A 25,255-nucleotide genomic window follows, 5' to 3' on the forward strand; every position below is an offset into this window, starting at 1 on the left:
GCACGCCCGCAACCGGCTCAGCCGGTTACAATGCCGGCTTTTACCCAACTGCCTGGAGTCATACGTGGAAGCATTCAAAGGCCGCCTGGTGGTCGGCTTTCTCCGTCTGTTCGCCCTGCTGCCCTGGCGCGCCGTTCAGGCGGTGGGCAATGTCATCGGCTGGCTGATGTGGAAGCTGCCGAACAGCTCGCGCGAGGTGGTGCGGATCAACCTGGCCAAGTGCTTCCCTGAGTTGGGCGAGGCCGAGCGTGAGCGCCTGGTCGGTCAGAGCCTCAAGGACATCGGCAAGACATTCACCGAAAGCGCCTGCGCCTGGATCTGGCCGGCACAGAAGTCCATCGGCCTGATCCGTGAGGTCGAGGGCCTGGACGTCCTCGAGCAAGCCCTGGCCAGCGGCAAGGGCGTGGTCGGCATCACCAGCCACCTGGGCAACTGGGAAGTGCTCAATCACTTCTATTGTGACCAGTGCAAGCCGATCATTTTCTACCGGCCGCCCAAGCTCAAGGCGGTCGACGAGTTGCTGCGCAAGCAGCGGGTCCAACTGGGCAACCGGGTGGCCCCTTCGACCCGCGAAGGTATCCTCAGCGTCATCAAGGAAGTGCGCAAAGGCGGCGCCGTGGGCATTCCCGCTGACCCTGAGCCGAGTCTCTCCGCGGGCGTGTTCGTGCCCTTTCTGGCCACCCAAGCGCTGACCAGCAAATTCGTGGCCGGCATGCTGGTCGGCGGCAAGGCCCGCGGTGTGTTCCTGCATGCCTTGCGCCTGGCCGATGGTTCCGGCTTCAAGGTGATCCTCGAGGCGGCGCCAGCGGAGATGTACAGCGAAGATGTGGAAGTCGCGGTGGCGGCCATGAGCGCGGTCATCGAGAAATACGTGCGGGCCTACCCGAGCCAGTACATGTGGAGCATGAAACGCTTCAAGAAGCGCCCGCCAGGCGAGAAGAAGTGGTATTGAGGCGAGGCGCCCAATCGGTGCCTTTTGCCTTTTGCTGCTGGGCGTTTTCAGAGTTTTGCGCTATTAATCGCACCTCACCTGCTTAGGACGGTCACCTCTATGCCCAGTCAGCGCCAGCATCCACGTACCTCGATGAAGTGCCGGATCAAGATCTGCCACCCGAGTTTCGGTGAAGTGGTGGCGCAGACCCGCGACCTCTCCGATGGCGGCGTCTACGTCAAACACCCGGATCTGCTGGCCCTGCCCCAAGGCACGATAGTCACGGGTCAGGTACAGGATCTGCCGATCGAGGCGCCGGTGCTGCAGATGGAAGTGATGCGGATGGACGCCGAGGGTATCGGTCTGCGCTTTATTGAGCGCTAGTGGAAAAACTCTCGCCTACTGCGACCGCCCCCTGGCGCCCGCTGCTGGCGTTACGCTACGCGAAAAACCGGGTCATTTAGCTCAGTAAACTCCGCTATTTTTCGCGTACCGCGCCTTGCCGCGAACACCAGAAGACGCTCTCGCTACGGCGCTCGATATTTTCACAACCTCCGAGCGCTGACCAGCCGTCCGCGGCGCACAATAAAACTTATCTCCGCGGTCAAGAAAACGCTAGAATGCCGCGCGGTGAATATTCATCCGCCGCCGCAATGGGTTCCCTAACCCCATCTCATTGAAAAAGGACATGTCATGCCCACGGTCTCTGCGACGATCTGGCGCCCGGCTCTGGCCGGCCTGATCGCGTTTCACATGCTTATCATCATTGCCAGCAACTACCTGGTGCAGCTGCCCATGACCCTGTTCGGTTGGCAGACCACCTGGGGCGCGTTCAGCTTTCCGTTCATCTTCCTAGCGACCGACCTCACCGTACGCCTGCTCGGTAAAGGCCCGGCGCGGCAAGTGATCGCGCGGGTCATGCTGCCCGCCTTGGTCGCGTCCTATGCGGTGTCCGTGCTGTTCCACAACGGCAGTTTCGCCGGGGTTAGCGCGTTGCTAGCATTCAACCTATTCGTCGCCCGCATCGCCCTGGCCAGCTTCCTCGCCTATGTCCTCGGGCAACTGCTGGATATCCAGGTATTCGACCGTATGCGCAGCTTGCGTCAATGGTGGGTGGCCCCGGCCGCCTCGACGGTGCTGGGCAACCTGCTGGATACCTTCGTCTTCTTCTCCATCGCCTTCTGGCAAAGCAGCGACCTGTTCATGGCCGAGCACTGGGTCGAGATCGCGGCGGTGGATTACGCAATCAAACTGGCGGTCAGCCTGCTGCTCTTCGTGCCGCTCTACGGCATGCTGCTCAACGCCATCGCCCGGGCTGTGCCCAAGCGCGAGGCGCTGTCTTCCCGAGGTTGAAGAACAACCCTGCTAGCTAGTGGCCTATACGGTTAGTTGCTTAGCTCAATTCTTCGGCTTGAGTCTTATCTGTGGGAGGCCCGAGCTCGGTGTTTCCTGTGCGCGGCAGCACAACTGGGCAGCCCTGCGGACTGCATTCGCCGCTAGGCAGGTTCTCGACAGGCGGCTAGAGACTGCCGTGAGCTACTAGGGTTGCTGCTGGCGTTTGTCCAGCTTGCGCAGGAATACCGTTATTTCCTTTTCCGCCTGCTTGTCGCCGTGGTCGTGCGCGGCTTGTAGGCCCTGCTCCCATGCCTGGCGGGCCGCCAGCGGTTGCTCGGCGGCCAACAGCGCCTTGCCGAGCAACTTCCAGGCGGCCGAATACTTGGGGTCGAGTTCGACGCAGCGCTGCAGGTGTTCGGCGGCGCGCGCCGGCTCGCCGGCATCCAGATAGCCTTTGCCCAGGCCGAAGCGCAGCAGGGCGTTGTCCACGCCCTTGGCCAGCATTTTTTCCAGGGATTCGAGCATAAAACCTCCGAGTAGGAGCGGGGGGAACGCCTAGTTGCATGCCCGCGAAGCGCTTGCGTTGCCCGGCTCGCGGGCATGGCCCGCTCCTACGCTCGGAACAACGTCAGGGCTAGAAAAACGTCAGGCCGACCTGGAACAGGCGCTCAGCATCGCGGATGTACTTCTTGTCCACCAGGAACAGGATCACGTGGTCGCCGGATTCGATCACCGTGGCATCGTGGGCGATCAGCACTTCCTCGGCGCGAATGATCGCCCCGATGGTGGTGCCCGGCGGTAGCGGGATGTCCTTGATCGCGCGGCCAACCACCTTGCTCGACTTGGCGTCGCCGTGGGCGATGGCCTCGATGGCTTCGGCGGCGCCGCGGCGTAACGAGTGCACGCTGACGATATCGCCCCGGCGCACGTGGGTCAGCAGGGTGCCGATGGTGGCCAGCTGCGGGCTGATGGCGATGTCGATCTCGCCGCCCTGGACCAGGTCGACATAGGCCGGGTTGTTGATCAGGGTCATCACCTTGCGCGCGCCGAGACGTTTGGCCAGCAAGGACGACATGATGTTGGCCTCGTCGTCGTTGGTCAGGGCGAGGAAGATGTCGGCGTCGCTGATGTTCTCCTCGACCAGCAGGTCCTTGTCCGAGGCGCTGCCTTGCAGGACCACGGTGCTGTCGAGATTTTCCGAGAGGTAGCGGCAGCGCGCCGGGTTCATCTCGATGATCTTCACCTGGTAGCGACTCTCGATCGCCTCGGCCAGGCGTTCGCCGATATGCCCGCCGCCGGCAATCACCACCTTCTTGTAGCTGACTTCCATGCGGCGCATTTCGCTCATCACCGCGCGGATATGGCCCTTGGCGGCGATGAAGAACACCTCGTCATCGGCCTCGATCACGGTGTCGCCCTGGGGAATGATCGGCCGGTTGCGGCGGAAGATTGCGGCCACCCGGGTGTCGACATTGGGCATGTGCTCGCGCAACTGACGCAGTTGCTGGCCGACCAGCGGGCCGCCGTAGTAGGCGCGCACGGCTACCAGCTGGGCCTTGCCTTCCGCGAAGTCGATTACCTGCAGCGAGCCGGGGTATTCGATCAGGCGCTTGATGTAGTTGGTTACCACCTGTTCCGGGCTGATCAGCACGTCGACCGGAATCGCTTCGTTGTTGAACAGGCCGGAGCGGGTCAGGTAGGCAGCCTCGCGCACCCGGGCAATCTTGGTCGGGGTGTGGAACAGGGTGTAGGCCACCTGGCAGGCGATCATGTTGACTTCGTCGCTGTTGGTCACCGCGATCAACATGTCGGCATCGTCCGCGCCGGCCTGGCGCAGCACGGTGGGGAAGGAGCCGCGGCCCTGTACGGTGCGAATATCCAGACGGTCGCTGAGCTGGCGCAGGCGATCACCATCGGTGTCGACCACGGTGATGTCGTTGGCCTCGCTGGCCAGGTGTTCCGCCAGGGTGCCGCCGACTTGGCCAGCGCCGAGAATGATGATTTTCAAGCGATCACTCCTGTTGGGTGGGCTGGGCTGCGTTCAGCTCGAGTCCACCAACTCCAGTTATACGGGCGTTGCGCTGGACTCAAGCCTGCGCGGCCCGGCCCAGCCGACGAATCTGTTCAGCATGCGGCGATCTTGCTCAGCTTGGCATAGTAGAAACCATCGTGACCGTCGATTTGTGGCAACAACTGGCGACCATGGGCCGGCTTGAGACCGAAGTCGGCGTTTATCTCCAGCTCACGTGCGCCTGGGGTTCGGGCGAGAAAGGCGGCGATGTTGTCACTGTTCTCCATGGGCAGCACCGAGCAGGTGGCATACAGCAGAATGCCGCCGACTTGCAGAGTCGGCCACAGGGCGTCCAGCAACTCGCCCTGCAGCTGGGCCAGCGCGGGAATATCCGCGGGCTGACGGGTCAGCTTGATGTCCGGATGGCGGCGAATCACCCCGGTGGCGGAGCACGGCGCGTCGAGCAGAATTCGCTGGAACGGCTGGCCATCCCACCAGGCTGCGGTATCACGCCCATCGGCGGCGATCAGCTCGGCGTCCAGGTTGAGGCGCTTGAGGTTTTCGCGCACCCGCACCAGACGCTTTGCTTCCAGGTCCACTGCGACCACGCCGGCCAGCGCGGGTTCGGCTTCGAGCAGGTGACAGGTCTTGCCGCCCGGTGCGCAGCAGGCATCCAGCACCCGTTGCCCTGGGGCCAGGTCGAGCAGCTCGGCGGCCAGTTGCGCGGCTTCGTCCTGCACACTGAGGTGGCCTGCGGCGAAGCCTGGCAAGCTGGTGACGTCGCACGCTTGGAGCAAACGGATGCCGTCGCGGCTGAACGTGCAGGGTTCGGCGGCGAATCCGCTCCGGCGCAGTTCAGCCAGGTAGTCATCGCGGCTGCCGAGGCGGCGATTGACCCGCAAAATCAGCGGCGGATGGGCGTTGTTGGCCGCGCAGATGGCTTGCCATTGTTCGGGCCACTGGGCTTTCAGGGTTTTCTGCAGCCAGCGTGGGTGGGCGCTATGCAGCACCGGATCGCGGTCCAGGCTGGCAATAATGCTGTCGCTTTCGCGCTGGGCGTTGCGCAGCACGGCATTGAGCAGGCCCTTGAGCGAAGGCTTCTTCAGCTTGTCGATACAGGCCACGGTCTCGCCGATGGCGGCGTGGGCGGGAATACGGGTGTAGAACAGTTGATACAGCCCGATCAGCAGCAGTGCCTCGACATCACGGTCGACCGCTTTGAAGGGTTTTTGCAGCAGCTTTTCGGCGATCAGCGCCAGGCGTGGTTGCCAGCGTGCAGTACCGAACGCCAGATCCTGGGCCAGGCCGCGGTCGCGCTGTTCAACCTTGTCCAGCAGCGGCGGCAGGCTGCTGCCCAGCGAGGCTTTGCCATTGAGTACGACGGCCAGGGCGCGGGCGGCGGCGAGACGAGGGTTCATACGCCGAGCACCAGGTCGACGGCGAACTGCTCGCGGCGACTGTTGTACAGGTCACTGAAATTAAGTGCCTTGCCGCCCGGTAGTTGCAGGCGGGTCAAGCGCAGTGCGCCTTGGCCACAGGCAACCATCAGGCCCTGCTTGTCGGCCGACAGTATGCTGCCGGGTGCACCACTGCCCTCGCCCAACTCAGCCGCATGCACCTTCAGCGCTTCGCCACTCAGCGTGCTGTGGCAGATCGGCCAGGGGTGGAAGGCCCGCACCAGCCGCTCCAGTTCCAGCGCCGGGCGCGTCCAGTCCAGGCGTGCTTCATCCTTGTTCAGCTTGTGCGCGTAGGTGGCCAGGCTGTCGTCCTGCACTTCGCCAACCAGGCTGCTACTGGCCAGGCCGCCGATCGCTTCGATCACCGCCTGCGGGCCAAGGCCGGCCAGACGGTCATGCAGGCTGCCGCCGGTGTCGTCGGCAGCAATCGGCGTGCTGACTTTCAGCAGCATCGGTCCGGTGTCCAGGCCTGCTTCCATCTGCATCACGGTGACGCCTGATTCACTGTCGCCGGCTTCGATGGCGCGCTGGATCGGTGCGGCGCCGCGCCAGCGCGGCAGCAGCGAGGCGTGGCTGTTGATGCAGCCCAGGCGCGGGATATCCAGCACCACCTGCGGCAGGATCAGGCCGTAGGCCACGACCACCAGCAGGTCTGGCGCGAGCGCTGCCAGCTCAGCCTGGGCTGCCGGGTCGCGCAGGGTCTGCGGTTGATAGAGCGGAACTCCATGCTGCAGTGCGAGCTGCTTGACCGGGCTGGCGGTGAGCTTCTGTCCGCGACCGGCCGGCCGATCCGGCTGGCTATACACCGCGATGATCTGGTGCGGGCTATCGAGCAGAGCCTTGAGGTGTTCGGCAGCGAACTCCGGGGTGCCGGCAAAGACGATACGCAAAGACTCGGACATGGGTTCTCGCTAATCACTACTGAAAAAGAAGAAGGCTTGCCGCGGCAAGCCTTCTATCAAGGTGTGGCTCAAGCCTGCTGGCGATGTTGCTTTTCCAGCTTCTTCTTGATCCGGTCGCGTTTGAGGTTGGACAAGTAATCGACGAACAGCTTGCCGTTGAGGTGATCGCACTCGTGCTGGATGCACACCGCGAGCAGGCCTTCGGCGACCAGTTCGTAGGGCTGGCCATCGCGGTCCAGCGCCTTGATTTTGAGCTTGGTCGGTCGATCGACGTTTTCGTAGAAGCCGGGGACCGACAGGCAGCCTTCCTGGTACTGCTCGACCTCGTCGGTCAGGATCTCGAACTCGGGGTTGATGAACACCCGGGGTTCGCTTCGGTCTTCCGACAGATCCATCACCACTAGGCGCTTGTGCACGTTGACCTGGGTCGCGGCCAGGCCGATGCCCGGGGCTTCGTACATGGTTTCAAACATGTCGTCGATCAGTTGACGCAAGGCGTCGTCGACCATGTCCACCGGCTTGGCGATTGTGCGCAAGCGTGGATCGGGAAATTCGAGGATGTTTAAGATAGCCATATGCGTTTGTGATGCACTTGTGGAATAAAGTCAAAATCCGCTGCTAAGATGATGAGCAGCATTGAAAAACGGCTTCACGCCGCAGTACTACTGGGTTTAGTCGCGGCGCTAGGGCGCTCCACGTGAAGACACATAATAAAGGGATTCACCGCATGAGGAAATCACTACTCGCCCTGCTATTGCTTGCCGCTAGCGGCTTGGTCCAGGCCGAAGTGCATCTCAAGGACGGTCACCCAGACCGTTATACCGTGGTCAAGGGCGATACTCTCTGGGATATTTCCGGGCGGTTTCTCAGTGAACCGTGGAAGTGGCCGGAAATCTGGCATGCCAACCCGCAAGTGGCCAACCCCCACCTGATCTATCCCGGCGATCAGCTCAGCCTGGTCTATGTCGATGGTCAACCACGCCTGATGCTCAGCCGTGGCGAGTCGCGTGGCACTATCAAGCTGTCGCCGCAGATCCGCAGCACGCCGATGGCCGAAGCCATTCCGACTATTCCGTTGGGGGCGATCAACAGCTTTCTGCTGAGTAACCGCATCGTCGATACCCCGGAAGAATTCCAGGAAGCGCCCTATATCGTCGCCGGCAATGCCGAGCGTGTGGTCAGCGGCGCCGGGGATCGCGTCTACGCGCGTGGGTCCTTTGACGAAACGGCGCCGGTGTATGGCATCTTCCGCCAGGGCAAAACCTATATCGATCCGGATACCCAGGAGTTTCTCGGGATCAACGCCGATGACATCGGTGGCGGTGAGATCGTTGCCGAGGAGGGTGATATCGGCACCATGAACCTGACTCGCACGACCCAGGAAGTCCGCCTTGGCGATCGTCTGTTCGCCACTGAAGAGCGGGCGATCACTTCGACCTTCATGCCTAGCGAGCCGAGCAGCGAAATCAAGGGGTTGATTCTCGACGTTCCGCGTGGCGTGACCCAGATCGGTCAGTTCGACGTGGTTACCCTGAACAAGGGGACGCGTGATGGCCTGGCCCAGGGTAACGTGCTGGCGGTGTACAAGACCGGCGAAACCGTACGCGATCGGATCACGGGCGATGCGGTGAAGATCCCTGATGAGCGGGCCGGTCTGTTGATGGTGTTCCGCACCTATGAAAAGCTCAGTTATGGCCTGATCCTGGGCGCCACCCGTCAGCTTGCAGTGATGGACAAGGTGCGTAACCCGTAACACTCCAACGCCAGCCGTGCGCTTGCGCGGTTGGCGTTTCTGCTTCCTCGCTACCTGCCGCCCACAACCCTCAAGGTTAGCGGGCGCACCCGATCAAGGATGATCGCCATGGCGCAATGCCCCAGCCACTGCATTTCCCCTGCCGAACTCGAAGCCCGCCTGCGTCTGCACAGCCTGCCGGAGCTTGGGCCGCGGCGTTTTCGCAAATTGCTCAGCGCTTTCGATAGTGCCTCCGCGGCCCTCAGTGCGCCAGCCAGCGCCTGGCGTTCGCTGGGTTTGCCGGCCGCCTGCGCGGAGCCTCGACGCAGCAGCGAGGTGCGTGAGCACGCCGCTGCTGCCCTGGCCTGGCTGGACGCTGACCAGCATCATCTGTTGATGTGGGATGACCCGACTTACCCGGGGTTGCTCGCCGAGCTCGGCGATGCGCCGCCCTTGCTCTATGTGGCGGGCGATCCGGCGTTGCTCGAGCAGCCGCAACTGGCCATGGTCGGCAGTCGCCGCGCCTCACGGCCCGGACTGGATACCGCGCACAGCTTCGCCCGCAGCCTGGCCGCCGGTGGCTTTGTGATCACCAGCGGCCTGGCGCTGGGCATCGACGGCGCTGCCCATCAAGGTGCACTGGATGTGGCAGGCAAAACCATCGCGGTACTCGGCACCGGTTTGCAGCGCCTGTATCCGGCGCGGCACCGGCAGTTGGCCGCGGACATCGTCGAGCATGGTGGCGCGCTGGTGTCGGAGTTGCCACTGGATTGCCCGCCGCATGCGAGCAATTTTCCTCGGCGCAACCGCATCATCAGTGGCCTGTCCCTCGGCGTGCTGGTGGTCGAGGCCAGTCCCTCCAGCGGCTCGCTGATCACCGCGCGGCTGGCGGCCGAGCAAGGGCGCGAGGTCTATGCCATTCCCGGCTCGATCCACCATCCGGGTGCGCGCGGTTGTCATCAGTTGATCCGCGATGGCGCCGTGCTGGTGGAAAGCATTGAGCATATTCTCGAAGCGCTGCGCGGCTGGCAGCTGCAGCCGCCGTTGGCGAGCGAGGCGAGGCCGGCCCAGCGCTTCGAGCATCCGCTGCTCGACTTGCTGCATGCGGCGCCACACAGCAGTGAAGCCCTGGCGGCGGTCAGCGGTTGGCCGTTGCCCCAGGTGTTGGCGGCCCTCACCGAGCTGGAGCTGGACGGTCATATAGCCTGCGAAGCTGGGCGCTGGGTGGGCCGCGGCCGCTAGCTTGGATACACTGCGCGGCATTCCTATAGCGGGAGAGCAGAGAATGGTCAGCAGTTGGCAGGTACAGCAGGCAGCGCGCGTGGTGCGTCAGGGTGGCGTAATTGCTTACCCGACTGAGGCGGTATGGGGTCTGGGCTGCGACCCGTGGAACGAAATTGCGGTGGAGCGGCTCCTGGCGCTGAAAGAGCGGCCGATGAACAAGGGCCTGATCCTGGTGGCGGACTGCATTGAGCAGTTCGACTTTCTTCTCGACGATCTGCCGGATATCTGGCAAGAGCGCTTGGCCAGCACCTGGCCGGGGCCCAATACCTGGCTGGTGCCACATCAACAGCGCCTGCCCGAGTGGATCACCGGTGAGCACAGCAGCGTCGCCCTGCGCGTCAGCGATCACCCGCTGGTGCGCGAACTCTGCGCCCTCACCGGCCCGCTGGTATCGACCTCGGCCAACCCGGCTGGACGTCCGGCGGCACGCACGCGGCTGCGGGTCGAGCAGTACTTCCCGCGGCAACTGGACAAGGTGCTCGGCGGCGCCCTGGGCGGGCGCAAGAACCCCAGCCTGATTCGCGACCTGATTAGCGGCGATGTGATCAGGCCATCCTGATGCTGTTGTAGGGTGTCACTCGCCGCAGGCAGTGCACCGTGGTTCAGCCGCGCGGCATAAAGCTGGCGGGTTGTCGCTGCGCTCCGAAGCCGCCCTACGCTCCGCGCGGATCGCCGCCTGGGCCGCTCTAAGTCAGGACTTCAAGTCGCTCTGGCGCAATTCGTAACCCACCCATTCAGGCGCCGCAGATGGCCATGGTGGGATACGGCGCGGCAGTTATTGGACTGTGCGTGCGAAACCGGTTGGCGCGCCTTACCCCACCCTACGGCAGCAGAATGGTCGAGCCGGTGGTCTGTCGGGCGCTCAGGGCGGCCTGCGCGGCGGCGGCGTCCTTGAGTGCATAGCGGTTGCTGATATCGACCTTGAGCTGACCGCTTTCGATCATCTTGAACAGCTCGTCGGCCATCATTTGCAGGCGCTCGGGGGTGTCGGCGTAGCCAGCCAGGGTCGGCCGGGTGACGAACAGCGAACCCTTCTGCGCGAGGATGCCCAGGTTGACTCCGCTCACCGCACCCGAGGCATTGCCAAAGCTGACCAGCAGGCCGCGCGGGGCGACGCAGTCCAGCGAGGTTTCCCAGGTGTCCTTGCCGACGCCGTCATACACCACCGGGCATTTCTTGCCGTCGGTCAGCGCCAGCACGCGCTGGGCCACGTTCTCATGGCTGTAGTCGATGGTCGCCCAGGCGCCCTGCTCCATGGCCCGCGCGGCTTTCTCGGCCGAGCTGACGGTGCCGATCAGTTGCACCCCCAGCGCCTTGGCCCATTGACAGGCGAAGGAGCCGACGCCACCGGCGGCGGCATGGAACAGGATGGTTTCGCCGCCCTGCAGTGGAAACACCTGGCGCAGCAGGTACTGCACGGTCAGGCCCTTGAGCATCACCGCCGCGGCCTGTTCGAAGCTGATGGCGTCCGGCAGTTTGACCAGCTTGCCGACCGGCAGCACGTGCAGTTCGCTGTAGGCACCCAGCGGACCGGTGGCATAGGCCACGCGGTCGCCGACCTGGAACTGGCTGACCTGCGCGCCGACTGCCTCGACGATGCCGGCGCCTTCGGTGCCCAGACCCGACGGCAGGGCCGGTGGCGGATACAGGCCGCTGCGGAAGTAGGTGTCGATGAAGTTCAGGCCGATCGCCTGGTTCTGCACGCGGATCTCGTCGGGGCCGGGAGCAGCAGGCTGGTAGTCGCGGTACTCGAGGACTTCGGGGCCGCCGTGGCTGCTGAATTGAATACGCTTGGCCATACAAGGCTCCTTGCGGCAAGGGGGTTCGGTCAAACCGTCGATGATGGCGGCTGAGGCGCGTCGGGGTCTCTATCCAATCGTTTCGTGTAACCGGCGTCAACTGCGAGGGCGCATTGGCAAATGTTATGCTTGGCGTCGATTTCGCCTGCTGGACAACCTCCGGCTGGCCTGACTGCTTCCAAGGTGGCGCCGTGAGTGACCGTACTGAGGCCGTAAAGGCCTATCTGCTGGACCTGCAAGACCGTATTTGCTCCGCCCTGCAAGCCGAGGACGGTGGCGCCGAGTTCTTCGAGGATAGCTGGCAGCGCCCGGCCGGCGGCGGTGGCCGCACGCGGGTGATCGAGAATGGCGCGCTGATCGAAAAGGGCGGAGTCAACTTCTCCCATGTGTTTGGCAGCGGCCTGCCGCCTTCGGCCAGCGCCCATCGGCCGGAGTTGGCTGGGCGCGGTTTCGAGGCGCTCGGCGTGTCCCTGGTGATCCACCCGGAAAACCCCTACGTGCCCACCTCGCATGCCAACGTGCGCTTCTTCAGCGCCGAGAAGGAAGGCGAGGAGCCGGTCTGGTGGTTCGGTGGTGGCTTCGACCTGACCCCTTATTACGCCAACGAAGAAGATTGCGTGCACTGGCACCGGGTTGCCTTTGAGGCCTGCGCGCCCTTTGGCGCCGAGGTCTACCCGCGCTTCAAGGCCTGGTGCGACCGCTACTTCCAGATCAAGCACCGCGGCGAACCGCGCGGCATCGGCGGCCTGTTCTTCGACGACCTCAACCAGTGGGACTTCGACACCAGCTTCGCCTTCATTCGCGCGATAGGCGACGCCTACCTCGCGGCCTACCTGCCCATCGTGCAGCGGCGCAAGCTGACTCCCTACGGCGAGCGCGAGCGCGAGTTCCAGGCGTTGCGCCGCGGCCGCTACGTCGAGTTCAACCTGGTCTACGACCGCGGCACCCTGTTCGGCCTGCAGTCCGGCGGGCGTACCGAGTCGATCCTGATGTCGCTGCCGCCGCACGTGCGCTGGGATTACGACTGGAAACCCGAGCCGGGCAGCGAAGAGGCGCGCCTGACCGAGTATTACCTGACCGATCGCGACTGGCTGCAGGAGGTATGAGTCTGATGGACCGCTACGGCGTATTCGGCAACCCCATCGACCACAGCAAGTCGCCGCTGATTCACCGCCTGTTCGCCGCGCAGACCGGCGAGCAACTGAGCTACGAGACGTTGCTCGCGCCCTTGGACGACTTCGGCGGTTTCGCCCGACGCTTCTTCGCCCTGGGCAAGGGCGCTAACGTCACCGTGCCGTTCAAGGAGCAGGCCTTCCAGCTGGCCGACAGCCTGAGCGCTCGGGCCCGCCGTGCTGGTGCGGTGAATACCTTGAAGAAGCTCGATGACGGCAGCCTGCTCGGCGACAACACCGACGGCGCCGGGCTGGTGCGTGACCTGACCGTGAACGCCGGCTTCGCCCTGCGCGGCAAACGCATCCTCCTGCTGGGTGCCGGCGGGGCCGTGCGTGGCGTGCTCGAACCCTTTCTGGGCGAGCAGCCGGCGGTTCTGGTGATTGCCAACCGCACGGTGCAGAAGGCCGAACAGCTGGCCCGCGAGTTCGCCGACCTGGGGCCGGTGGTGGCCAGCGGCTTCGACTGGATCGACGCCCCAGTCGATCTGATCGTCAACGGCACCTCGGCCAGCCTGGCCGGCGAGCTACCACCGATTGCCGCGAGCCTGATCGCGTCGGGTCATACGCTGTGCTACGACATGATGTACGGCAAAGAGCCCACCGCGTTCAACCGCTGGGCCGCCGAGCAAGGCGCGGCGCGCACCCTGGATGGCCTGGGCATGCTGGTTGAGCAGGCTGCCGAAGCGTTCTTCCTCTGGCGCGGCGTGCGCCCGGACAGCGCGCCGGTGTTGGCCGAGTTGCGTCGTCAGCTGGCATGACGCTTCACCCATCCACCATGAGGACAGCGAGGTGGATGAAAAACGTCATCCACGTTTCAATCCTCGAACTGCACCGGGCAGCGCTCGGCGCCTTCCAGTTTATGAATCTCCTCGATCACCTGCGGCCGGGCGCGGCGCAGGATCAGGCTGCGTTTTTGCGCGAGCAGGCGGCGTGCTTCCTGGTGAAGCATTTCCACCCCGGCGTAATCGATGAAGTTGACGTGGTGGGCATCGATGATCACCCGCTCGCCTTTGCTGCGCTGGATGATCTGTTGCAGGTAGTGACAGGCACCGAAAAAGATCGAGCCTTCCACGCGCAACAGTTCCTCCTCGCCCTCCTTCCAGAACTTCACCCGCGGCTGCGAGGTGCGCTTGAGGTAGAAGAATAACGAGGCCAGCACCCCGGCATAGATCGCCGTTTGCAGCTCCATCAGCAGGGTGGCGAGCAGGGTCAGCAGCATCACCAGGAACTCCGAGCGGCTGACCCGGAATAGTGCGCGCACCCCGGCGATATCCACCAGCCCCCAGCAGATCAGCAGGATGCTCGCGGCCATGCTCGGCAGTGGGATGTGCGCGATCAGGCGGGCACCGACCAGGGCAAACAACGCCACCAGCAACGCGGAAAACACCCCGGCCAGGGGCGAGCGCGCGCCGGCCTGCAGGTTCAGCGCCGAGCGGGTGAAGGAGCCGGCCGACAGGGAGCCGGAGAACCAGGGGCCGATCAGGTTGGACAGACCCTGGGCACGCACTTCCTGGTTGGCGTCGAGAAACTGCTGGGATTTGCTGGCCAGGGCGCGGGCAATCGACAGGCTGGTGACCAGGCCGAGCATGCCGCAGGCCACTGCCGCGGGCAGCAGCTTGAGAATGTTCGACAGCTCGAAGGTCAGTGGGCGGAACGGCGGCAGTTGGCCGTCGAAGGCACTGACCAGGGCGATGCCGCCGAGCTGGGCCGGCCACGCCAGCACGGCCAGGCTGCCGGCGACTATGCCAAACAGCAGGGCCGGTGAACGTGGCCACAACTGTTTGCTCAGCAGGCTGACACCCAGGGTGAATAGGGCCAGGGCCAGGGAGCGCCAGTCGGTTTCCAGCAAGTGCTCGCCGAGGCTGAGCAGGGTCGCCAGAGCCGTGGCCTGGCTGGGCATGCTGATGCCGAGCAGGTTGGGCAACTGACCGAGGACGATCACAGTCGCGGCGCCGAGGGTGAAGCCGAGTACCACCGAGTGCGAGACGAAATTGACCAGGGCGCCGAAGCGCAGCATACCGAGCAGCCACTGGAACAGCCCGGCGAGAAAGGTCAGCAACAGGATCAGCGCAATAAAGTCGTCGCTGCCCGGGGTCGCCAGTGGGCTGACGCTGGTGAACAGGACGATGGAGATCGCTGCGGTCGGCCCACAGATCAGGTGCCAGGACGAGCCCCACAGGCAGGCGATGATCACCGGCACTATGGCCGCATACAAACCGTACTCCGCAGGTAGCCCGGCGATCAGCGCGTAGGCGATGGATTGCGGCAGGGCCAGGATGGCGCCGCTCAGACCCACCAGCAAATCATTGCCGAGGCTGCGTCGGCTGGTGTTGGGCAGCCATCTGAGGAAAGGCAGTAGCGTTTGGCGGTTGGGTCGCTGCATGGGGGCGTCTAGTTATGGGCTGGAGGCGGGCTGCCCCGTCGATCACAAGTCCCGGCTGATCCGGGGCGGCCAGCGGAGGAAGAACCTGGGGTCACCCTACGCAATCCAGCCTGGCGATTCAAAGCTTAGCTTTGACCGCCGCCATCGCGTCGCCGCCATCGCGGGTGGTGACACCTTGGAGCCAGCTGTCGAGCACCGCCGGGTTGGCCTTGAACCAAGCCTTGACCGCCTCGGTGTTGCTCGCCTGCTTGCTCAGCACCTGGTTCATGATGCTGTTCTCCATGTCTTGAGTGAAGCTCAAGTTGCTCAGCAGCGTGCTGACGTTCGGGCATTGCGCCGCATAGTCCTTGCGGGCCAGGGTGTTGACGCTGCCGCTTTCGCCAAAATACTTTTCGCCGCCCTTGAGGTACTTGATGTCGTAGTTGACGTTCATCGGGTGCGGGGTCCAACCAAGGAACACCACGAACTGGTCGCGTTTCACCGCGCGCCCGACTTGCACCAGCATTGCCTGTTCACTGGATTCCACCAGTTTCCAGTCACCCAGGCCGAACTCGTCGACTTCGATCATCTTGCGGATCGACTCGTTGGCCGGCGAACCCGAGGCGATGCCGTAGAGCTTGTTGTTGAACTTGTCGGCGAATTTGTCGAGGTCGGCAAAGGTCTTCACGCCAGCCTCATAGGCGTAGGCTGGCACTGCCAGGGTGTATTCGGTGCCGCTGAGGTTCTGCGCCAGCTTGGCCACCTCACCGCTGCTGACAAACTTGTCGTAGTTGCTCTGTTGCGCTGGCATCCAGTTGCCGAGGAAGGCATCGACCTGACCCTTCTGCAGGCCGGCGAAGATGATCGGTACGGCCAGGATCTGGGTTTGTGCCTTGTAGCCCAGGCCATCGAGCAGGAAGCTGGCGATGCCGTTGGTCACCGCGATGTCGCTCCAGCCCGGATCGCCGAGTTTCACCGTGGCGCATTGGGCGTCTTCGGCCTGGGCCGGCAAGGTGCCGGCGGCCATCAGCAGGCTCGCGGCACATAGGGTGCTGATCTTTTTCATGGGGCATCTCCACTTATTTATAGTTGTAGTCGCACGCATGTCGGTTGTCGCGCTCATACCTTGGGGTAGCGGGCACGCCGCTCCAGATCATCGAGATCGATGTGGTTGCGCATGTACTGCTGGCTGGCATCGACCATGGGTTGATGGTCCCAGCTCTTCAGCTTGCCCTTGGTCAGTGACTCAGCGACGAAGCGTCGGCGCCGCTGGCTGGCGAGGGTGGCCTGATGGATCGTGGGCATGTCCCAGCGCTGGCGTGCGTCCTCGAGGAACTCGGCCAACAGACTTTGCTGATCGGGTGACTGGGCCAGGTTTTCCAGCTCTTGCGGGTCATTGGCCACGTTGAACAACAGCAACGGGTCCACTTCCGAGTAGATAAACTTCCAATCGCCGCGGCGGATCATCATCAGCGGGCTGTTGGTGCCTTCGCCCATGTACTCGCCGAGCACTTCGTCATGCCCGCCGCTGCCTTGCAAGTGCGGCAGCAAGGAACGGCCATCGAGTGGCAGGCTGGGATCTACCGAGCCGCCGGCCAGCTCAACCAGGGTCGGTAGCAGGTCGGCGGTGGACATCGACTGGCTGACCCGGTGCGCGGCGAATTGGCTCGGTGCATGGACCACGAAGGGCACCCGTGCGGCCATCTCGAACCAGTGCATCTTGTACCAGAGGCCGCGCTCGCCAAGCATGTCGCCGTGGTCGCCGGAGAACACGATGATGGTGTCGTCGGCCAGGCCGCAGTCACCCAGGGTCTTCAGCAGTTTGCCGATATTCGCGTCGATGTAACTGCAGGCCCCGAAATAGGCGCGCCGCGCGTCCCTGATCTTCTCCTCGGGCAGGTCCTTGCCCCACAGGTCGATGACCTTGAGGATGCGCTGCGAGTGCGGGTCGAGGTCCTGCTGGTCGATGTTGACCCCCGGCAGGGGGATGTCCTCATCGCGGTACAGGCTCCAGAACTCTTCCGGGATGCAGTAGGGGTCGTGCGGGTGAGTCATCGACACGGTCAGGCAGAACGGCTGCTCGGCGTTCTCGCGGACATGGTTGTAGAGGTACTGCTGGGCCTTGAACACCACTTCTTCATCGAAATCCAGCTGGTTGGTGCGCACGGTGGGACCGGCCTGCAATACCGAGGACATGTTGTGGTACCAGCTCAGGCGCTCTTCGGGCGCGTCCCAGTTCACCGCCCAGCCGTAGTCGGCCGGGTAGATGTCGCTGGTCAGGCGCTCTTCGTAGCCATGCAGCTGGTCCGGGCCACAGAAGTGCATCTTGCCGGACAGCGCCGTGTGATAACCGAGGTTGCGCAGGTAGTGGGCATAGGTCGGCACGTCGCCGGGGAAGTCGGCGGCGTTGTCGTAGGCGCCGATCTTGCTCGGCAGCTGACCGCTGACCAGGGTGAAGCGCGACGGTGCACAGAGCGGGCTGTTGCAATAGGCTGAATCGAAAACCACGCCCGTTTCGGCCAGGCGCACCAGGTTGGGCATCTTGATCGGCGAGGCCGGATCATGGATCGGCAGGAGCGGCGCGGCCATTTGGTCGGCCATGATGAAGAGGATATTCGGGCGCTTCATGGCGGGTATTCCATATTAAATATTTATGCGAAATTGCTGCTTGCGATAATCTACCCGGCAATAAATCGGGTAAACCCGCTTGAAACACATGACTCGGATAACTACAGCTTATGTTTGAGAGTATTGAGGGCGTGTCCCTGGACGCGTTGCGGGTGTTCGAGTCCGCCGCCCGCCATCTGAGTTTCACCGCGGCGGCGAGCGAACTGGGCAGCAGCCAGCCGGCGATCAGCCAGCAGATCAAGCGTCTGGAGCAGCAGCTGGCGACCCGTCTGTTTGATCGGGTCTATCGCGGCATCGTCCTTACCGAGGCCGGTGAGTTGTTGCTGCGCTATGTGCGGAGCGGCCTGGAGTCGCTCGACGCCGGCCTGATGGCAGTCACCGCCCGGCAGCAGCACGAGGTCTTGCAGGTGGCCACCGATTTCGCCTTCGCCGCCTATTGGCTGATGCCGCGCCTGCCGCGTTTTCATCAGATCCACCCCGAGGTGGACGTCAGCCTGATCAGCAGCGCGCGTGACCTGGGAACCCTGCCTTCGGACATCGACGTCGCCATCGCCTTCGGCGACGGTCGTTTCAAACATGGCGAGGCCCACCTGCTGTTTCATGAAGAAGTGTTCCCGGTGTGCAGTCCGCAATTGCTCAAGGGGCGGAGCTTGCCTCTGGCGCCGACGGCACTGGCCGAACTCCCCCTGCTGCACCTGCGGCCGGAGATTCGTTCGCGCTGGTTCGACTGGAACGGCCTGTTCCGTGAGTTCGACATCGCCGAGACGCCGAGCCTGGGTATGTTGCGTTTCGACAACTACACCCTGCTGATCCAGGCGGCGATTGCCGGCCAGGGCGTGGCCATCGGCTGGCGCCATCTGGTCGACGAATTGCTGGCCCAGGACCTGCTCTGCCGGGTCTGTGCCGGCGAGGTTCGTTCCGAGTTCGGCTACTACGTGGTGCTGCCCGAGCGCAAACGTCGCCAGCGCCTGACTCAGCAGTTCGTCGACTGGCTCAAGCTGGAACTGACACGGGAAGCCCCGCCGGTCTGAGAGGTTCCGCCGAACGGGCGCAATGCCTTGCTGCAGACGCCCTACACTGCAAGAGTGATAGCCGAGTTGCGTATACTGGCGCGGCCAGAATCCGCTGCCCCGGCACTTCCCCACCCAACCAGTGAATGCTCCTGTGAAAATCCGTCATTCGATAGTCAGTCTGCTGCTGATCTGCAGCAGCCTTGTAGTTGCCTCGAACAGCCTGGCCGCCGCCAAGACCCCGACCCAGCAGCTTGCTGCCGGGAGTGCTCTGCTGGTCGACCTGAAGACCAACCAGGTGCTCTATTCCAGCAATCCTGACATGGTCGTACCGATCGCCTCGGTGACCAAGCTGATGACCGCCATGGTCGCGCTGGATGCCAAGTTGCCGCTGGACCAGCAATTGCCGATCGTGATCCGCGACACCGCAGAGATGCGCGGCGTGTTCTCGCGGGTGCGAGTGGGCAGCGAGGTCAGTCGTCGCGACATGCTCCTGCTGGCCATGATGTCGTCGGAAAACCGCGCGGCGGCCAGCCTGGCGCATCACTATCCGGGTGGTCATGTGGCCTTTATCGCGGCGATGAATGCCAAGGCCCGGGCCTTGGGTATGAGCCGCAGCCACTTCGTCGAGCCAACCGGGTTGTCGCAGCACAACGTCTCCACCGCCAACGACCTGGTGCTGCTGCTCAAGGCCACTCAGCAGTACCCGCTGATCAGCGAGCTGAGCACTACCCGGGAAAAAACCGTGGCCTTTCATAAACCCAACTACACCCTGGGCTTTCGCAACACCAACGCCCTGGTGCGCAAGGACAACTGGAGCGTGCAGGTGACCAAGACCGGCTTCACCAATGCGGCGGGTCATTGTTTGGTCATGCGCACGCAGATGGCCGGCAAGTCGGTGGCTTTCGTGGTGCTGGACGCCTTCGGCAAATACACCCACATGGCCGACGCCAACCGCCTGAAGCGCTGGCTGGAAACCGGCAAGGTCACTCCGGTGCCAGCCGCAGCGATCAGCTACCGCCAGCAGAAGATGGCGCAACGGCAGCTGCAGGCGGCGCAGCCCTAATCTGCGTGTGAGTGCGAGGCTAGGTCATGCTTACGAGCGCGTCGGCATGGCGCTCCAGCGCACAGCAAAGCCGCTGTTCCTGACCGGAGCAGCGGCTTTTTCATGGGCGGGACTGTTACAGGCCCAGCTCGCTCAACCCGGGGTGATCATCCGGGCGCCGGCCTTGCGGCCAGTGGAACTTGCGCTCGGCGGCGCTGATCGGCAGGTCGTTGATGCTAGCGAAACGCAAACGCATCAGGCCCTGCTCGTCGAACTCCCAGTTCTCGTTGCCGTAGGCGCGGAACCAGTTGCCCTCGGCGTCGTGCCATTCGTAGGCAAAACGCACGGCAATGCGGTTGCCGTCATGGGCCCAGAGCTCCTTGATCAGGCGATACTCCAGCTCGCGTTGCCATTTGCGTTCGAGGAGGGCCTGGATCTCAGCCCGGCCCCGGGGGAACTCGGCGCGGTTGCGCCAGCGGCTGTCGAGGGTATAGGCCAGGGCGACCCGCTGTGGATCACGACTGTTCCAGCCGTCTTCGGCCATGCGCACTTTCTGTATCGCCGTTTCGCGGCTAAAGGGCGGCAAGGGTGGACGGGCTTCGGCGTTGCTCATGGGGTTGCCTCGCAATAGTGGGCGGTGGATTAAAGCTCCAGCACCAGGCCGCTTGAGCCCTCGCTGGGGTGCGCCGGAATGGCGCAGCAGATCAGCACTTCACCGCTCGGCGGTAACTCGGCCGGCGGAATCGGGTAATGCACCTGGCCACTGACCAGGCGGGTGCTACAGGTGCCGCAGGAACCGCCCCGACAACTGAACTCCGGGTTCAGGCCACGACTCTCGGCCAGTTCCAGCAGGCTGCCGCTTTCGGGCGTCCAGCGCGCCTGCTTGGCCGACTGGGCAAACAGCACTGGCACCGGTGCCGTGGCCGCCATGGTCTGTTCGAGCAAGGCTGGGCCTGAATCGGGCTGGCGGCGCAGGGTCGAGGGCCCGAAGGTTTCCGCGTGGATGCGCGCGTCAGCGATGCGCAGCGCACGCAGGCTGTCATACAAATCCTGAGTGAAACGGCTCGGCCCACACAGGTAGAAATCGAAGTCATCGAAGGGCAGCAGCGCCTTCAGCAGATGGATGTCGATGCGCCCCGCCCGCTCGAAGTCCTCGCCTGCGCGGGCATGCGCCTCCGGCTGGCTGAGCAGGCGCAGCACGCTCAGCGCATCACCCGCTTGGCGGGTCAGATCCGCCACCTCATCCTTGAACGGTAGCTGAGCGAGGGTGCGCGCGCTCTGCACGAAGAAGGTGCGGCGCGTGCGACGGGTGCGCTGGCCTTGGTAGACCACCTCGCGCAGCATCGACAGCAGGGGCGTCACGCCGACGCCGGCGGCCAGCAACACCAGCGGTCGTGGCTCGTCGGCAGCGACGACGAAACTGCCTTGCGGCGCCCGTGCCTCGAGCAGGTCGCCCACCGTGACGTGCTCATGCAGGTAGCTGGACACCGCGCCTTGGCGTTTGACGCTGATCCGCCAGTGGCCATCCGAAGGCGCGCTGGACAGGCTGTAGGTGCGGATCAGCAATGTCGAGGTGCCCGGCAGTTGCAGGCGGATGGGCAGGTGCTGGCCGGCCTGAAACAGCGGCAAGCCGGCGCCGTCGGCGGGCTCAAGATAGAACGAACGGATGTTCGCGCTTTCCTCCTCGATGCGCGTCACCCGCAGGTTGCGCCAGGTGTGGCGCAGCGCTTCGGCCTGCAGGCGTGGCTGGGCTTGGGGCCAGGAGCCGGTCATCAGGCTGTTCGGCGAAAAGCCCTGAAAAGCCCAGCGCAGCGCTAACGCCGCCGGCCGCCGTACCAGCTGGGTGACGTGCAGCCGCCAGAGCCGTTCGGCGCCCTGAAAGGCCGCCACCTCGGGCCCATCGAAGATGATCTCGCTGTGGCCGCTGAGTTGCAGCAGATCACCGTTGCTGAAGTCGATAAACAGCAGGCCGGCGCGCGGGTTGAGCAGCAGGTTACCCAGGGTGTTGAAGTGCAGATTACCGGCGAAATCCGGAATGCTCAGGCAGTCGCCTTCGACCTGGACGAAACCGGTTTGGCCGCCGCGATGCGAGACATCCACCGAGCGTCGCGCGGGATCACCGTCCGGGTCGATATAGCTGGCGACGAAGCAGGTATCGGCGCCGCTAATCAGCTCGCGGGCGGCCTCGTCCAGCGCATCGAGCCGCTGCAGCTGAAGGCCTTGCTGTTGGCCTGGCTCGCGGACGAAGTGCGCTTGGCGTTGCTGGATATATTGCGGGCAGTTGCCGAACGCCTGCTCCACCGCCACGCCGAAGCCAGTCGCGGAAGAGCCCGTGACATGGCCGTTGACCCGGTTGCGCCGGCGGCTGTGCAGCTCGATGCCGAGCAGGCCGACCGCCGCGCCGTCGGCCAGGTTGGCCGCCGCCGGGTCGTTGGCATCTGGCCGGCCATCGAGCTGCAGCAAGCGTGGCTCGGGAGCATGGGCAAAACCCGGTAGGCCTTCGAGAATGCTGGCCCAGGGGTTACCCGCGGCATCCACCGAGCCGAGCAGGATAAAGGGCAGTTGGCGGTAGAAGTCGCGGTGCTGCTCGGGCAGGTGATCGCGGATCACCTTGCGCCCGAACGCCTCCATGCGCTCGGCCACGCCGACGCGTTGCTGCAGGATCTGTTCCCCGGCATGCCAGGGCGAGGGCGCAGTTTCGGGAGGGTGAGGAACCATCGCGGCGACTCCAGAACAATTCAGGCGACAGGGTGCCGGCCACCGTGCGGGTGACCGGCGCGGCGAGTCAGGCTTGCAGGCCGGCGGCCGTGCGCGGCATCGCTACGAAGTGCGGCAGCGCTTCGATGCGGGCCAGCCAGGCGCGCAGGTTGGGGTAGTCGGCCAGCGCCACGTTGCCTTCCGGGGCGTGGGCGATATAGCTGTAGCAGGCGACGTCGGCGATGCTCGGCTGCTCGCCGACCAGGTACTGTCGGCCGCTCAATTCGGCCTCGATTACCTTGAGCAGGGCGTGGGCGTTGGCGATCACTTCTTCGGCGTTGTAGGGCGCGCCGAACACGGTGATCAGCCGTGCGCGGGCCGGTCCCGCAGCGAGTGGCCCGGCGGCAATCGACAGCCAACGCTGCACGGCGGCGGCACCAGCGGCATCGCTCGGCAACCAGCGGCCTTCGCCGTATTTCTGCGCCAGGTACAGCAGAATGGCATTCGAGTCGGCCAGCACGCTGCCGTTGTCGTCGATGACCGGCACCTGGCCGAAGGGGTTCATTGCCAGGAATTCGGGTTGCTTGTGCGCGCCCTTGGTCAGATCGACCAGCACGAACTCACTCGGCAGGCCGAGCAGCGACAGCATCAGCTCGACTCGGTGGGAGTGACCGGACAGGGGGAAACCAAACAGTTTGATGGCATTCTGGGACATGGGAGGCTCCGCAAGGCAGTTGAGGGGATCGCTCAGCGGCGGGCGGTAATACCGGAGGCCGCGCCGATGGACGTGATCATCCACCCTCGATGGAAGTTGCAGAATCACCAGAAATGACAATCCACTGTTTCAGTTTGCGCAATAACGCCTGAGGCGGCTGTAAGCCTATTCGGCCTTGCGCCGCCGACTGTGCGGCACGCACCTGGAGCCGATCAGGGCCGACCTGCGGCAATCCGTAGCGGTCGTCAGCTTGGCGTGAGCGCCGGGTGCTCGCGTAATTTAGCCGCCGCAAAATCGACGAAGCTGCGCACCCGCGCGGCGGCCCTGCGGCCTTCACGGTAGACCAGGTAGACCGGCTGGCTGGGCAGTTCGAAGGCCGTCAGCACCGTTCGGAGTTGGCCCGCTTGTAGTTGCGCATGAATCTGGTAACTCGTGCAGCGGGTCAGGCCGGCGCCCCGGCAGGCCGCCGCAATCGCCGCCTGACTGGTGGCGCAGCTGAGACGCGGGCGCAGGCTCACCGTCAGTGCCTGGCCATTGTGCTGGAAGCGCCACTCCGGCAAACGCGTATCGGCACTCGAGTGGATGATCTGCTGGGCATGCAAGCCCTGCGGCGTCTCCGGTTCGCCCTGCGCGGCCAGATACGCCGGGCTGGCGCAGACCACCCGGCGGATACTGCCAATCTTGCGCGCGTACAGCGACGAGTCCGCCAGTTCGCCGACCTGGATCGCGACATCCACCCCTTCCTCGTGCAGATTGGGCACGCGGTCCAGGTACTGGCCGAGGATCTGCACCTCGGGGTAGGCATTCAGGTAGTCGAGCAGGATCGGCGTCAGCACCTGCTGACCAAACAGCAGCGGCATGGCCAACGTCAGTCGACCGCGCGGTTGCCGGTGCAGGCCGCTGGCCGACTCGTTCGCCTCCACCAGCTCGCGCAGGATGCGCTGGCAGTCGAGGGCGAAGCGCTGGCCAGCCTCGGTCAGTTGCACGCCGCGGGTGCTGCGGCTCAGCAACGCGGTGCCGAGACGCTGCTCCAGGGCGGCAATGGCGCGGGTCAACGTGGGCGCGGACATGTTCAGGCGCCGCGCCGCTGCGGCCAGGCTGAGGTCTTCGGCCACGGCCTGAAATGCGCGCATCTGTTGATAACGGTCCATGGTCGGTCAGCTACGCGTCGGTGGATTGAGCGCCGCGTCGCCGCGCAGGCGCTCGACGCAATAATCGACAAAGCTGCGCACCTTGGCTGGCACCCGGCGGCCGTCCTGATAGACCACGTGGATCGGCAGCGGCGGCGGCTCGAAGCGCTCCAGCAGCAGCTCCAGTTCGCCGGCGGCCACTTGCGCGGCCACCTGATAGGAGAGCACCCGGGTCAGGCCCCAGCCCAGTTGCGCGGCATTGATCGCGGCCTGGTTGGCGCTGACCACCAGGCGCGGTTCTGGGCGGATGCTCAACGCACCTTCGGGTGTGTTGAACTGCCAATCGGTGAGCAGGCTGCTGCTGGCGGCGAGGACGATGCGTGCGGCGTGCAGCTCGTGCGGGTGCTCTGGCCGGCCGTGCCGTTGCAAGTAGGCCGGGGCCGCGCAGACCACCTGACGCACCGTGCCGACCGGCACGGCGTGCAAACCGCTGTCCGGCAGGTTGCCGATGCGCACCGCGACATCGATGCCTTCGTCGACCATGCTCGCCACGCGGTCGAGCAGCAGGGCCTTGATCGACACCGCCGGGTGCTGCTCGAGGTAATCGACCATCAGCGGGGTGACGAACAGCTCGCCGAACAGTACCGGGGCGGTCAGCGTCAGCAGACCACGAGCAATGGCATGGCTGCCGGCCGCCGATTCCTCGGCCTCTTGCAGCTCGACGAGAATCCGCCGGCAGTCTTCCACATAACGCTGGCCGGCTTCGGTCAGGTGCACGCTGCGCGTGGTCCGTGCCAGCAGCAGGGTGCCGATGCGCTCTTCGAGGGCCGCCACCGCGCGGGTCACGCTGGGTGGCGACAGGTGCAAACGGCGGGCGGCAGCGGCAAAGCCCTGTTCCTCGGCGACGGCGAGAAACACCTGCATTTCCTGAAACCTGTCCACTGACGCGTCTCCTGCTGGCTGGTCATTCCATTATGGGCAACAGTGCTGGGGTTTTGACCGTGGTTATTCAGCACTTCTGCCAATCAAGCTGGGGTTGATTGGC

General features: G+C 64.4%; 24 protein-coding genes. 10 read left to right on the top strand and 14 right to left on the bottom strand.

Translation table 11 applies throughout. From position 1 onward, the window contains the following. Nucleotides 1-64: 64 nt before the first annotated feature. From B2D37_RS18725 to B2D37_RS18735, 3 genes are all read left to right on the top strand, one after another. Nucleotides 65-952: a lysophospholipid acyltransferase gene (locus B2D37_RS18725; protein WP_079204112.1), complete on the top strand. Its 888-nt coding sequence runs from the start codon at nt 65-67 to the stop codon at nt 950-952. 99 nt (nt 953-1,051) lie between these two features. After that, the gene (locus tag B2D37_RS18730; protein WP_079204113.1) at nt 1,052-1,315 is read left to right on the top strand and encodes a PilZ domain-containing protein; all 264 of its coding nucleotides are present in this window, start codon (nt 1,052-1,054) and stop codon (nt 1,313-1,315) included. A 309-nt stretch (nt 1,316-1,624) separates the two neighbouring features. Further along, on the top strand, nt 1,625-2,284 hold the full coding sequence (locus B2D37_RS18735; RefSeq protein ID WP_079204114.1) for a 7-cyano-7-deazaguanine/7-aminomethyl-7-deazaguanine transporter: 660 nt from the start codon (nt 1,625-1,627) through the stop codon (nt 2,282-2,284). Between the two features lie 186 nt (nt 2,285-2,470). Here the strand turns inward: B2D37_RS18735 and B2D37_RS18740 are convergent, their stop codons facing one another. The 5 genes from B2D37_RS18740 to def all read right to left on the bottom strand — a co-directional run bounded on the left by B2D37_RS18740 (nt 2,471) and on the right by def (nt 7,211). After that, a complete protein-coding gene (locus B2D37_RS18740) occupies nt 2,471-2,791 on the bottom strand; it encodes a tetratricopeptide repeat protein (protein ID WP_079204115.1) in 321 nt (106 codons plus the stop codon). A 109-nt stretch (nt 2,792-2,900) separates the two neighbouring features. Then, on the bottom strand, nt 2,901-4,274 hold the full coding sequence (gene trkA / locus B2D37_RS18745; protein WP_079204116.1) for a Trk system potassium transporter TrkA: 1,374 nt from the start codon (nt 4,272-4,274) through the stop codon (nt 2,901-2,903). A gap of 116 nt (nt 4,275-4,390) precedes the next feature. After that, nucleotides 4,391-5,695 (bottom strand): 16S rRNA (cytosine(967)-C(5))-methyltransferase RsmB, encoded by a 1,305-nt coding sequence (gene rsmB, locus B2D37_RS18750; protein ID WP_079204117.1) that lies wholly within the window; start codon nt 5,693-5,695, stop codon nt 4,391-4,393. Continuing rightward, the gene (gene fmt / locus B2D37_RS18755; RefSeq protein ID WP_079204118.1) at nt 5,692-6,636 is read right to left on the bottom strand and encodes a methionyl-tRNA formyltransferase; all 945 of its coding nucleotides are present in this window, start codon (nt 6,634-6,636) and stop codon (nt 5,692-5,694) included. The genes rsmB and fmt overlap by 4 nt, the downstream gene beginning before the upstream one ends. Nucleotides 6,637-6,704: 68 nt before the next feature. Next, nucleotides 6,705-7,211: a peptide deformylase gene (def, locus tag B2D37_RS18760; RefSeq protein ID WP_079204119.1), complete on the bottom strand. Its 507-nt coding sequence runs from the start codon at nt 7,209-7,211 to the stop codon at nt 6,705-6,707. A gap of 152 nt (nt 7,212-7,363) precedes the next feature. Here def and B2D37_RS18765 point away from each other — a divergent pair, with 152 nt between their 5' ends. The 3 genes from B2D37_RS18765 (at nt 7,364) to B2D37_RS18775 (ending at nt 10,211) form a co-directional block, all read left to right on the top strand. Beyond that, nucleotides 7,364-8,389 (top strand): LysM peptidoglycan-binding domain-containing protein, encoded by a 1,026-nt coding sequence (locus B2D37_RS18765; RefSeq protein WP_079204120.1) that lies wholly within the window; start codon nt 7,364-7,366, stop codon nt 8,387-8,389. 108 nt (nt 8,390-8,497) lie between these two features. Beyond that, nucleotides 8,498-9,610: a DNA-processing protein DprA gene (dprA, locus tag B2D37_RS18770; protein WP_154067121.1), complete on the top strand. Its 1,113-nt coding sequence runs from the start codon at nt 8,498-8,500 to the stop codon at nt 9,608-9,610. Nucleotides 9,611-9,653: 43 nt separating this feature from the next. Beyond that, nucleotides 9,654-10,211: an L-threonylcarbamoyladenylate synthase gene (locus tag B2D37_RS18775; RefSeq protein ID WP_079204122.1), complete on the top strand. Its 558-nt coding sequence runs from the start codon at nt 9,654-9,656 to the stop codon at nt 10,209-10,211. A gap of 262 nt (nt 10,212-10,473) precedes the next feature. Here the strand turns inward: B2D37_RS18775 and B2D37_RS18780 are convergent, their stop codons facing one another. Further along, entirely contained in the window at nt 10,474-11,451 is a 978-nt protein-coding gene (locus B2D37_RS18780) for an NADPH:quinone reductase (RefSeq protein WP_079204123.1), read from the bottom strand. 191 nt (nt 11,452-11,642) lie between these two features. Here B2D37_RS18780 and hemF point away from each other — a divergent pair, with 191 nt between their 5' ends. Together hemF and aroE are read left to right on the top strand one after the other, a co-directional pair. Then, entirely contained in the window at nt 11,643-12,557 is a 915-nt protein-coding gene (hemF, locus tag B2D37_RS18785; RefSeq protein ID WP_079205036.1) for an oxygen-dependent coproporphyrinogen oxidase, read from the top strand. Between the two features lie 5 nt (nt 12,558-12,562). After that, a complete protein-coding gene (gene aroE, locus B2D37_RS18790; protein WP_079205037.1) occupies nt 12,563-13,381 on the top strand; it encodes a shikimate dehydrogenase in 819 nt (272 codons plus the stop codon). Nucleotides 13,382-13,437: 56 nt separating this feature from the next. Here the strand turns inward: aroE and B2D37_RS18795 are convergent, their stop codons facing one another. The 3 genes from B2D37_RS18795 to betC all read right to left on the bottom strand — a co-directional run bounded on the left by B2D37_RS18795 (nt 13,438) and on the right by betC (nt 17,613). Next, nucleotides 13,438-15,006 (bottom strand): SulP family inorganic anion transporter, encoded by a 1,569-nt coding sequence (locus tag B2D37_RS18795; protein ID WP_079204124.1) that lies wholly within the window; start codon nt 15,004-15,006, stop codon nt 13,438-13,440. A 118-nt stretch (nt 15,007-15,124) separates the two neighbouring features. Then, nucleotides 15,125-16,012: a choline ABC transporter substrate-binding protein gene (choX, locus tag B2D37_RS18800; RefSeq protein ID WP_256573213.1), complete on the bottom strand. Its 888-nt coding sequence runs from the start codon at nt 16,010-16,012 to the stop codon at nt 15,125-15,127. Between the two features lie 92 nt (nt 16,013-16,104). Next, entirely contained in the window at nt 16,105-17,613 is a 1,509-nt protein-coding gene (gene betC, locus B2D37_RS18805; protein WP_079204126.1) for a choline-sulfatase, read from the bottom strand. A gap of 110 nt (nt 17,614-17,723) precedes the next feature. On the opposite strand from betC, the gene B2D37_RS18810 reads away from it, so the two are divergent. Then, nucleotides 17,724-18,644, top strand: coding sequence for a LysR family transcriptional regulator (locus tag B2D37_RS18810; RefSeq protein WP_079204127.1), 921 nt, complete (start codon nt 17,724-17,726; stop codon nt 18,642-18,644). A 133-nt stretch (nt 18,645-18,777) separates the two neighbouring features. After that, entirely contained in the window at nt 18,778-19,689 is a 912-nt protein-coding gene (gene pbpG / locus B2D37_RS18815) for a D-alanyl-D-alanine endopeptidase (protein WP_079204128.1), read from the top strand. 115 nt (nt 19,690-19,804) lie between these two features. Here pbpG and B2D37_RS18820 read toward each other — a convergent pair whose 3' ends face one another. From B2D37_RS18820 to B2D37_RS18840, 5 genes are all read right to left on the bottom strand, one after another. Then, nucleotides 19,805-20,281 carry a nuclear transport factor 2 family protein gene (locus B2D37_RS18820; protein WP_079204129.1) on the bottom strand — a complete coding sequence of 159 codons (477 nt, stop codon included), beginning with the start codon at nt 20,279-20,281 and terminating at the stop codon, nt 19,805-19,807. 29 nt (nt 20,282-20,310) lie between these two features. Beyond that, a complete protein-coding gene (locus B2D37_RS18825) occupies nt 20,311-22,386 on the bottom strand; it encodes a pyridoxamine 5'-phosphate oxidase family protein (RefSeq protein ID WP_079204130.1) in 2,076 nt (691 codons plus the stop codon). 67 nt (nt 22,387-22,453) lie between these two features. Beyond that, nucleotides 22,454-23,080: a glutathione S-transferase family protein gene (locus B2D37_RS18830; RefSeq protein ID WP_079204131.1), complete on the bottom strand. Its 627-nt coding sequence runs from the start codon at nt 23,078-23,080 to the stop codon at nt 22,454-22,456. A 245-nt stretch (nt 23,081-23,325) separates the two neighbouring features. Continuing rightward, entirely contained in the window at nt 23,326-24,231 is a 906-nt protein-coding gene (locus tag B2D37_RS18835) for a LysR family transcriptional regulator (RefSeq protein ID WP_079204132.1), read from the bottom strand. Nucleotides 24,232-24,237: 6 nt separating this feature from the next. After that, nucleotides 24,238-25,152 (bottom strand): LysR family transcriptional regulator, encoded by a 915-nt coding sequence (locus tag B2D37_RS18840; protein WP_079204133.1) that lies wholly within the window; start codon nt 25,150-25,152, stop codon nt 24,238-24,240. Between the last annotated feature and the right edge of the window lie 103 nt (nt 25,153-25,255).

This window comes from Pseudomonas sp. CC6-YY-74, from assembly GCF_002025205.1.
In the GTDB taxonomy this organism is placed as follows: domain Bacteria; phylum Pseudomonadota; class Gammaproteobacteria; order Pseudomonadales; family Pseudomonadaceae; genus Aquipseudomonas; species Aquipseudomonas paeninsulae.

What these genes read in the sequence shown, in the direction of transcription:
- B2D37_RS18730 (WP_079204113.1), top strand. Translation starts at nt 1,052, where the DNA reads ATGCCCAGTCAGCGCCAGCATCCACGTACCTCGATGAAGTGCCGGATC.
- B2D37_RS18735 (WP_079204114.1), top strand. Translation starts at nt 1,625, where the DNA reads ATGCCCACGGTCTCTGCGACGATCTGGCGCCCGGCTCTGGCCGGCCTG.
- B2D37_RS18740 (WP_079204115.1), bottom strand. Translation starts at nt 2,791, where the DNA reads ATGCTCGAATCCCTGGAAAAAATGCTGGCCAAGGGCGTGGACAACGCC.
- rsmB (WP_079204117.1), bottom strand. Translation starts at nt 5,695, where the DNA reads ATGAACCCTCGTCTCGCCGCCGCCCGCGCCCTGGCCGTCGTACTCAAT.
- fmt (WP_079204118.1), bottom strand. Translation starts at nt 6,636, where the DNA reads ATGTCCGAGTCTTTGCGTATCGTCTTTGCCGGCACCCCGGAGTTCGCT.
- def (WP_079204119.1), bottom strand. Translation starts at nt 7,211, where the DNA reads ATGGCTATCTTAAACATCCTCGAATTTCCCGATCCACGCTTGCGCACA.
- B2D37_RS18765 (WP_079204120.1), top strand. Translation starts at nt 7,364, where the DNA reads ATGAGGAAATCACTACTCGCCCTGCTATTGCTTGCCGCTAGCGGCTTG.
- dprA (WP_154067121.1), top strand. Translation starts at nt 8,498, where the DNA reads ATGGCGCAATGCCCCAGCCACTGCATTTCCCCTGCCGAACTCGAAGCC.
- B2D37_RS18775 (WP_079204122.1), top strand. Translation starts at nt 9,654, where the DNA reads ATGGTCAGCAGTTGGCAGGTACAGCAGGCAGCGCGCGTGGTGCGTCAG.
- B2D37_RS18780 (WP_079204123.1), bottom strand. Translation starts at nt 11,451, where the DNA reads ATGGCCAAGCGTATTCAATTCAGCAGCCACGGCGGCCCCGAAGTCCTC.
- aroE (WP_079205037.1), top strand. Translation starts at nt 12,563, where the DNA reads ATGGACCGCTACGGCGTATTCGGCAACCCCATCGACCACAGCAAGTCG.
- B2D37_RS18795 (WP_079204124.1), bottom strand. Translation starts at nt 15,006, where the DNA reads ATGCAGCGACCCAACCGCCAAACGCTACTGCCTTTCCTCAGATGGCTG.
- choX (WP_256573213.1), bottom strand. Translation starts at nt 16,012, where the DNA reads ATGGCCGCCGGCACCTTGCCGGCCCAGGCCGAAGACGCCCAATGCGCC.
- betC (WP_079204126.1), bottom strand. Translation starts at nt 17,613, where the DNA reads ATGAAGCGCCCGAATATCCTCTTCATCATGGCCGACCAAATGGCCGCG.
- B2D37_RS18810 (WP_079204127.1), top strand. Translation starts at nt 17,724, where the DNA reads ATGTTTGAGAGTATTGAGGGCGTGTCCCTGGACGCGTTGCGGGTGTTC.
- B2D37_RS18820 (WP_079204129.1), bottom strand. Translation starts at nt 20,281, where the DNA reads ATGAGCAACGCCGAAGCCCGTCCACCCTTGCCGCCCTTTAGCCGCGAA.
- B2D37_RS18825 (WP_079204130.1), bottom strand. Translation starts at nt 22,386, where the DNA reads ATGGTTCCTCACCCTCCCGAAACTGCGCCCTCGCCCTGGCATGCCGGG.
- B2D37_RS18830 (WP_079204131.1), bottom strand. Translation starts at nt 23,080, where the DNA reads ATGTCCCAGAATGCCATCAAACTGTTTGGTTTCCCCCTGTCCGGTCAC.
- B2D37_RS18835 (WP_079204132.1), bottom strand. Translation starts at nt 24,231, where the DNA reads ATGGACCGTTATCAACAGATGCGCGCATTTCAGGCCGTGGCCGAAGAC.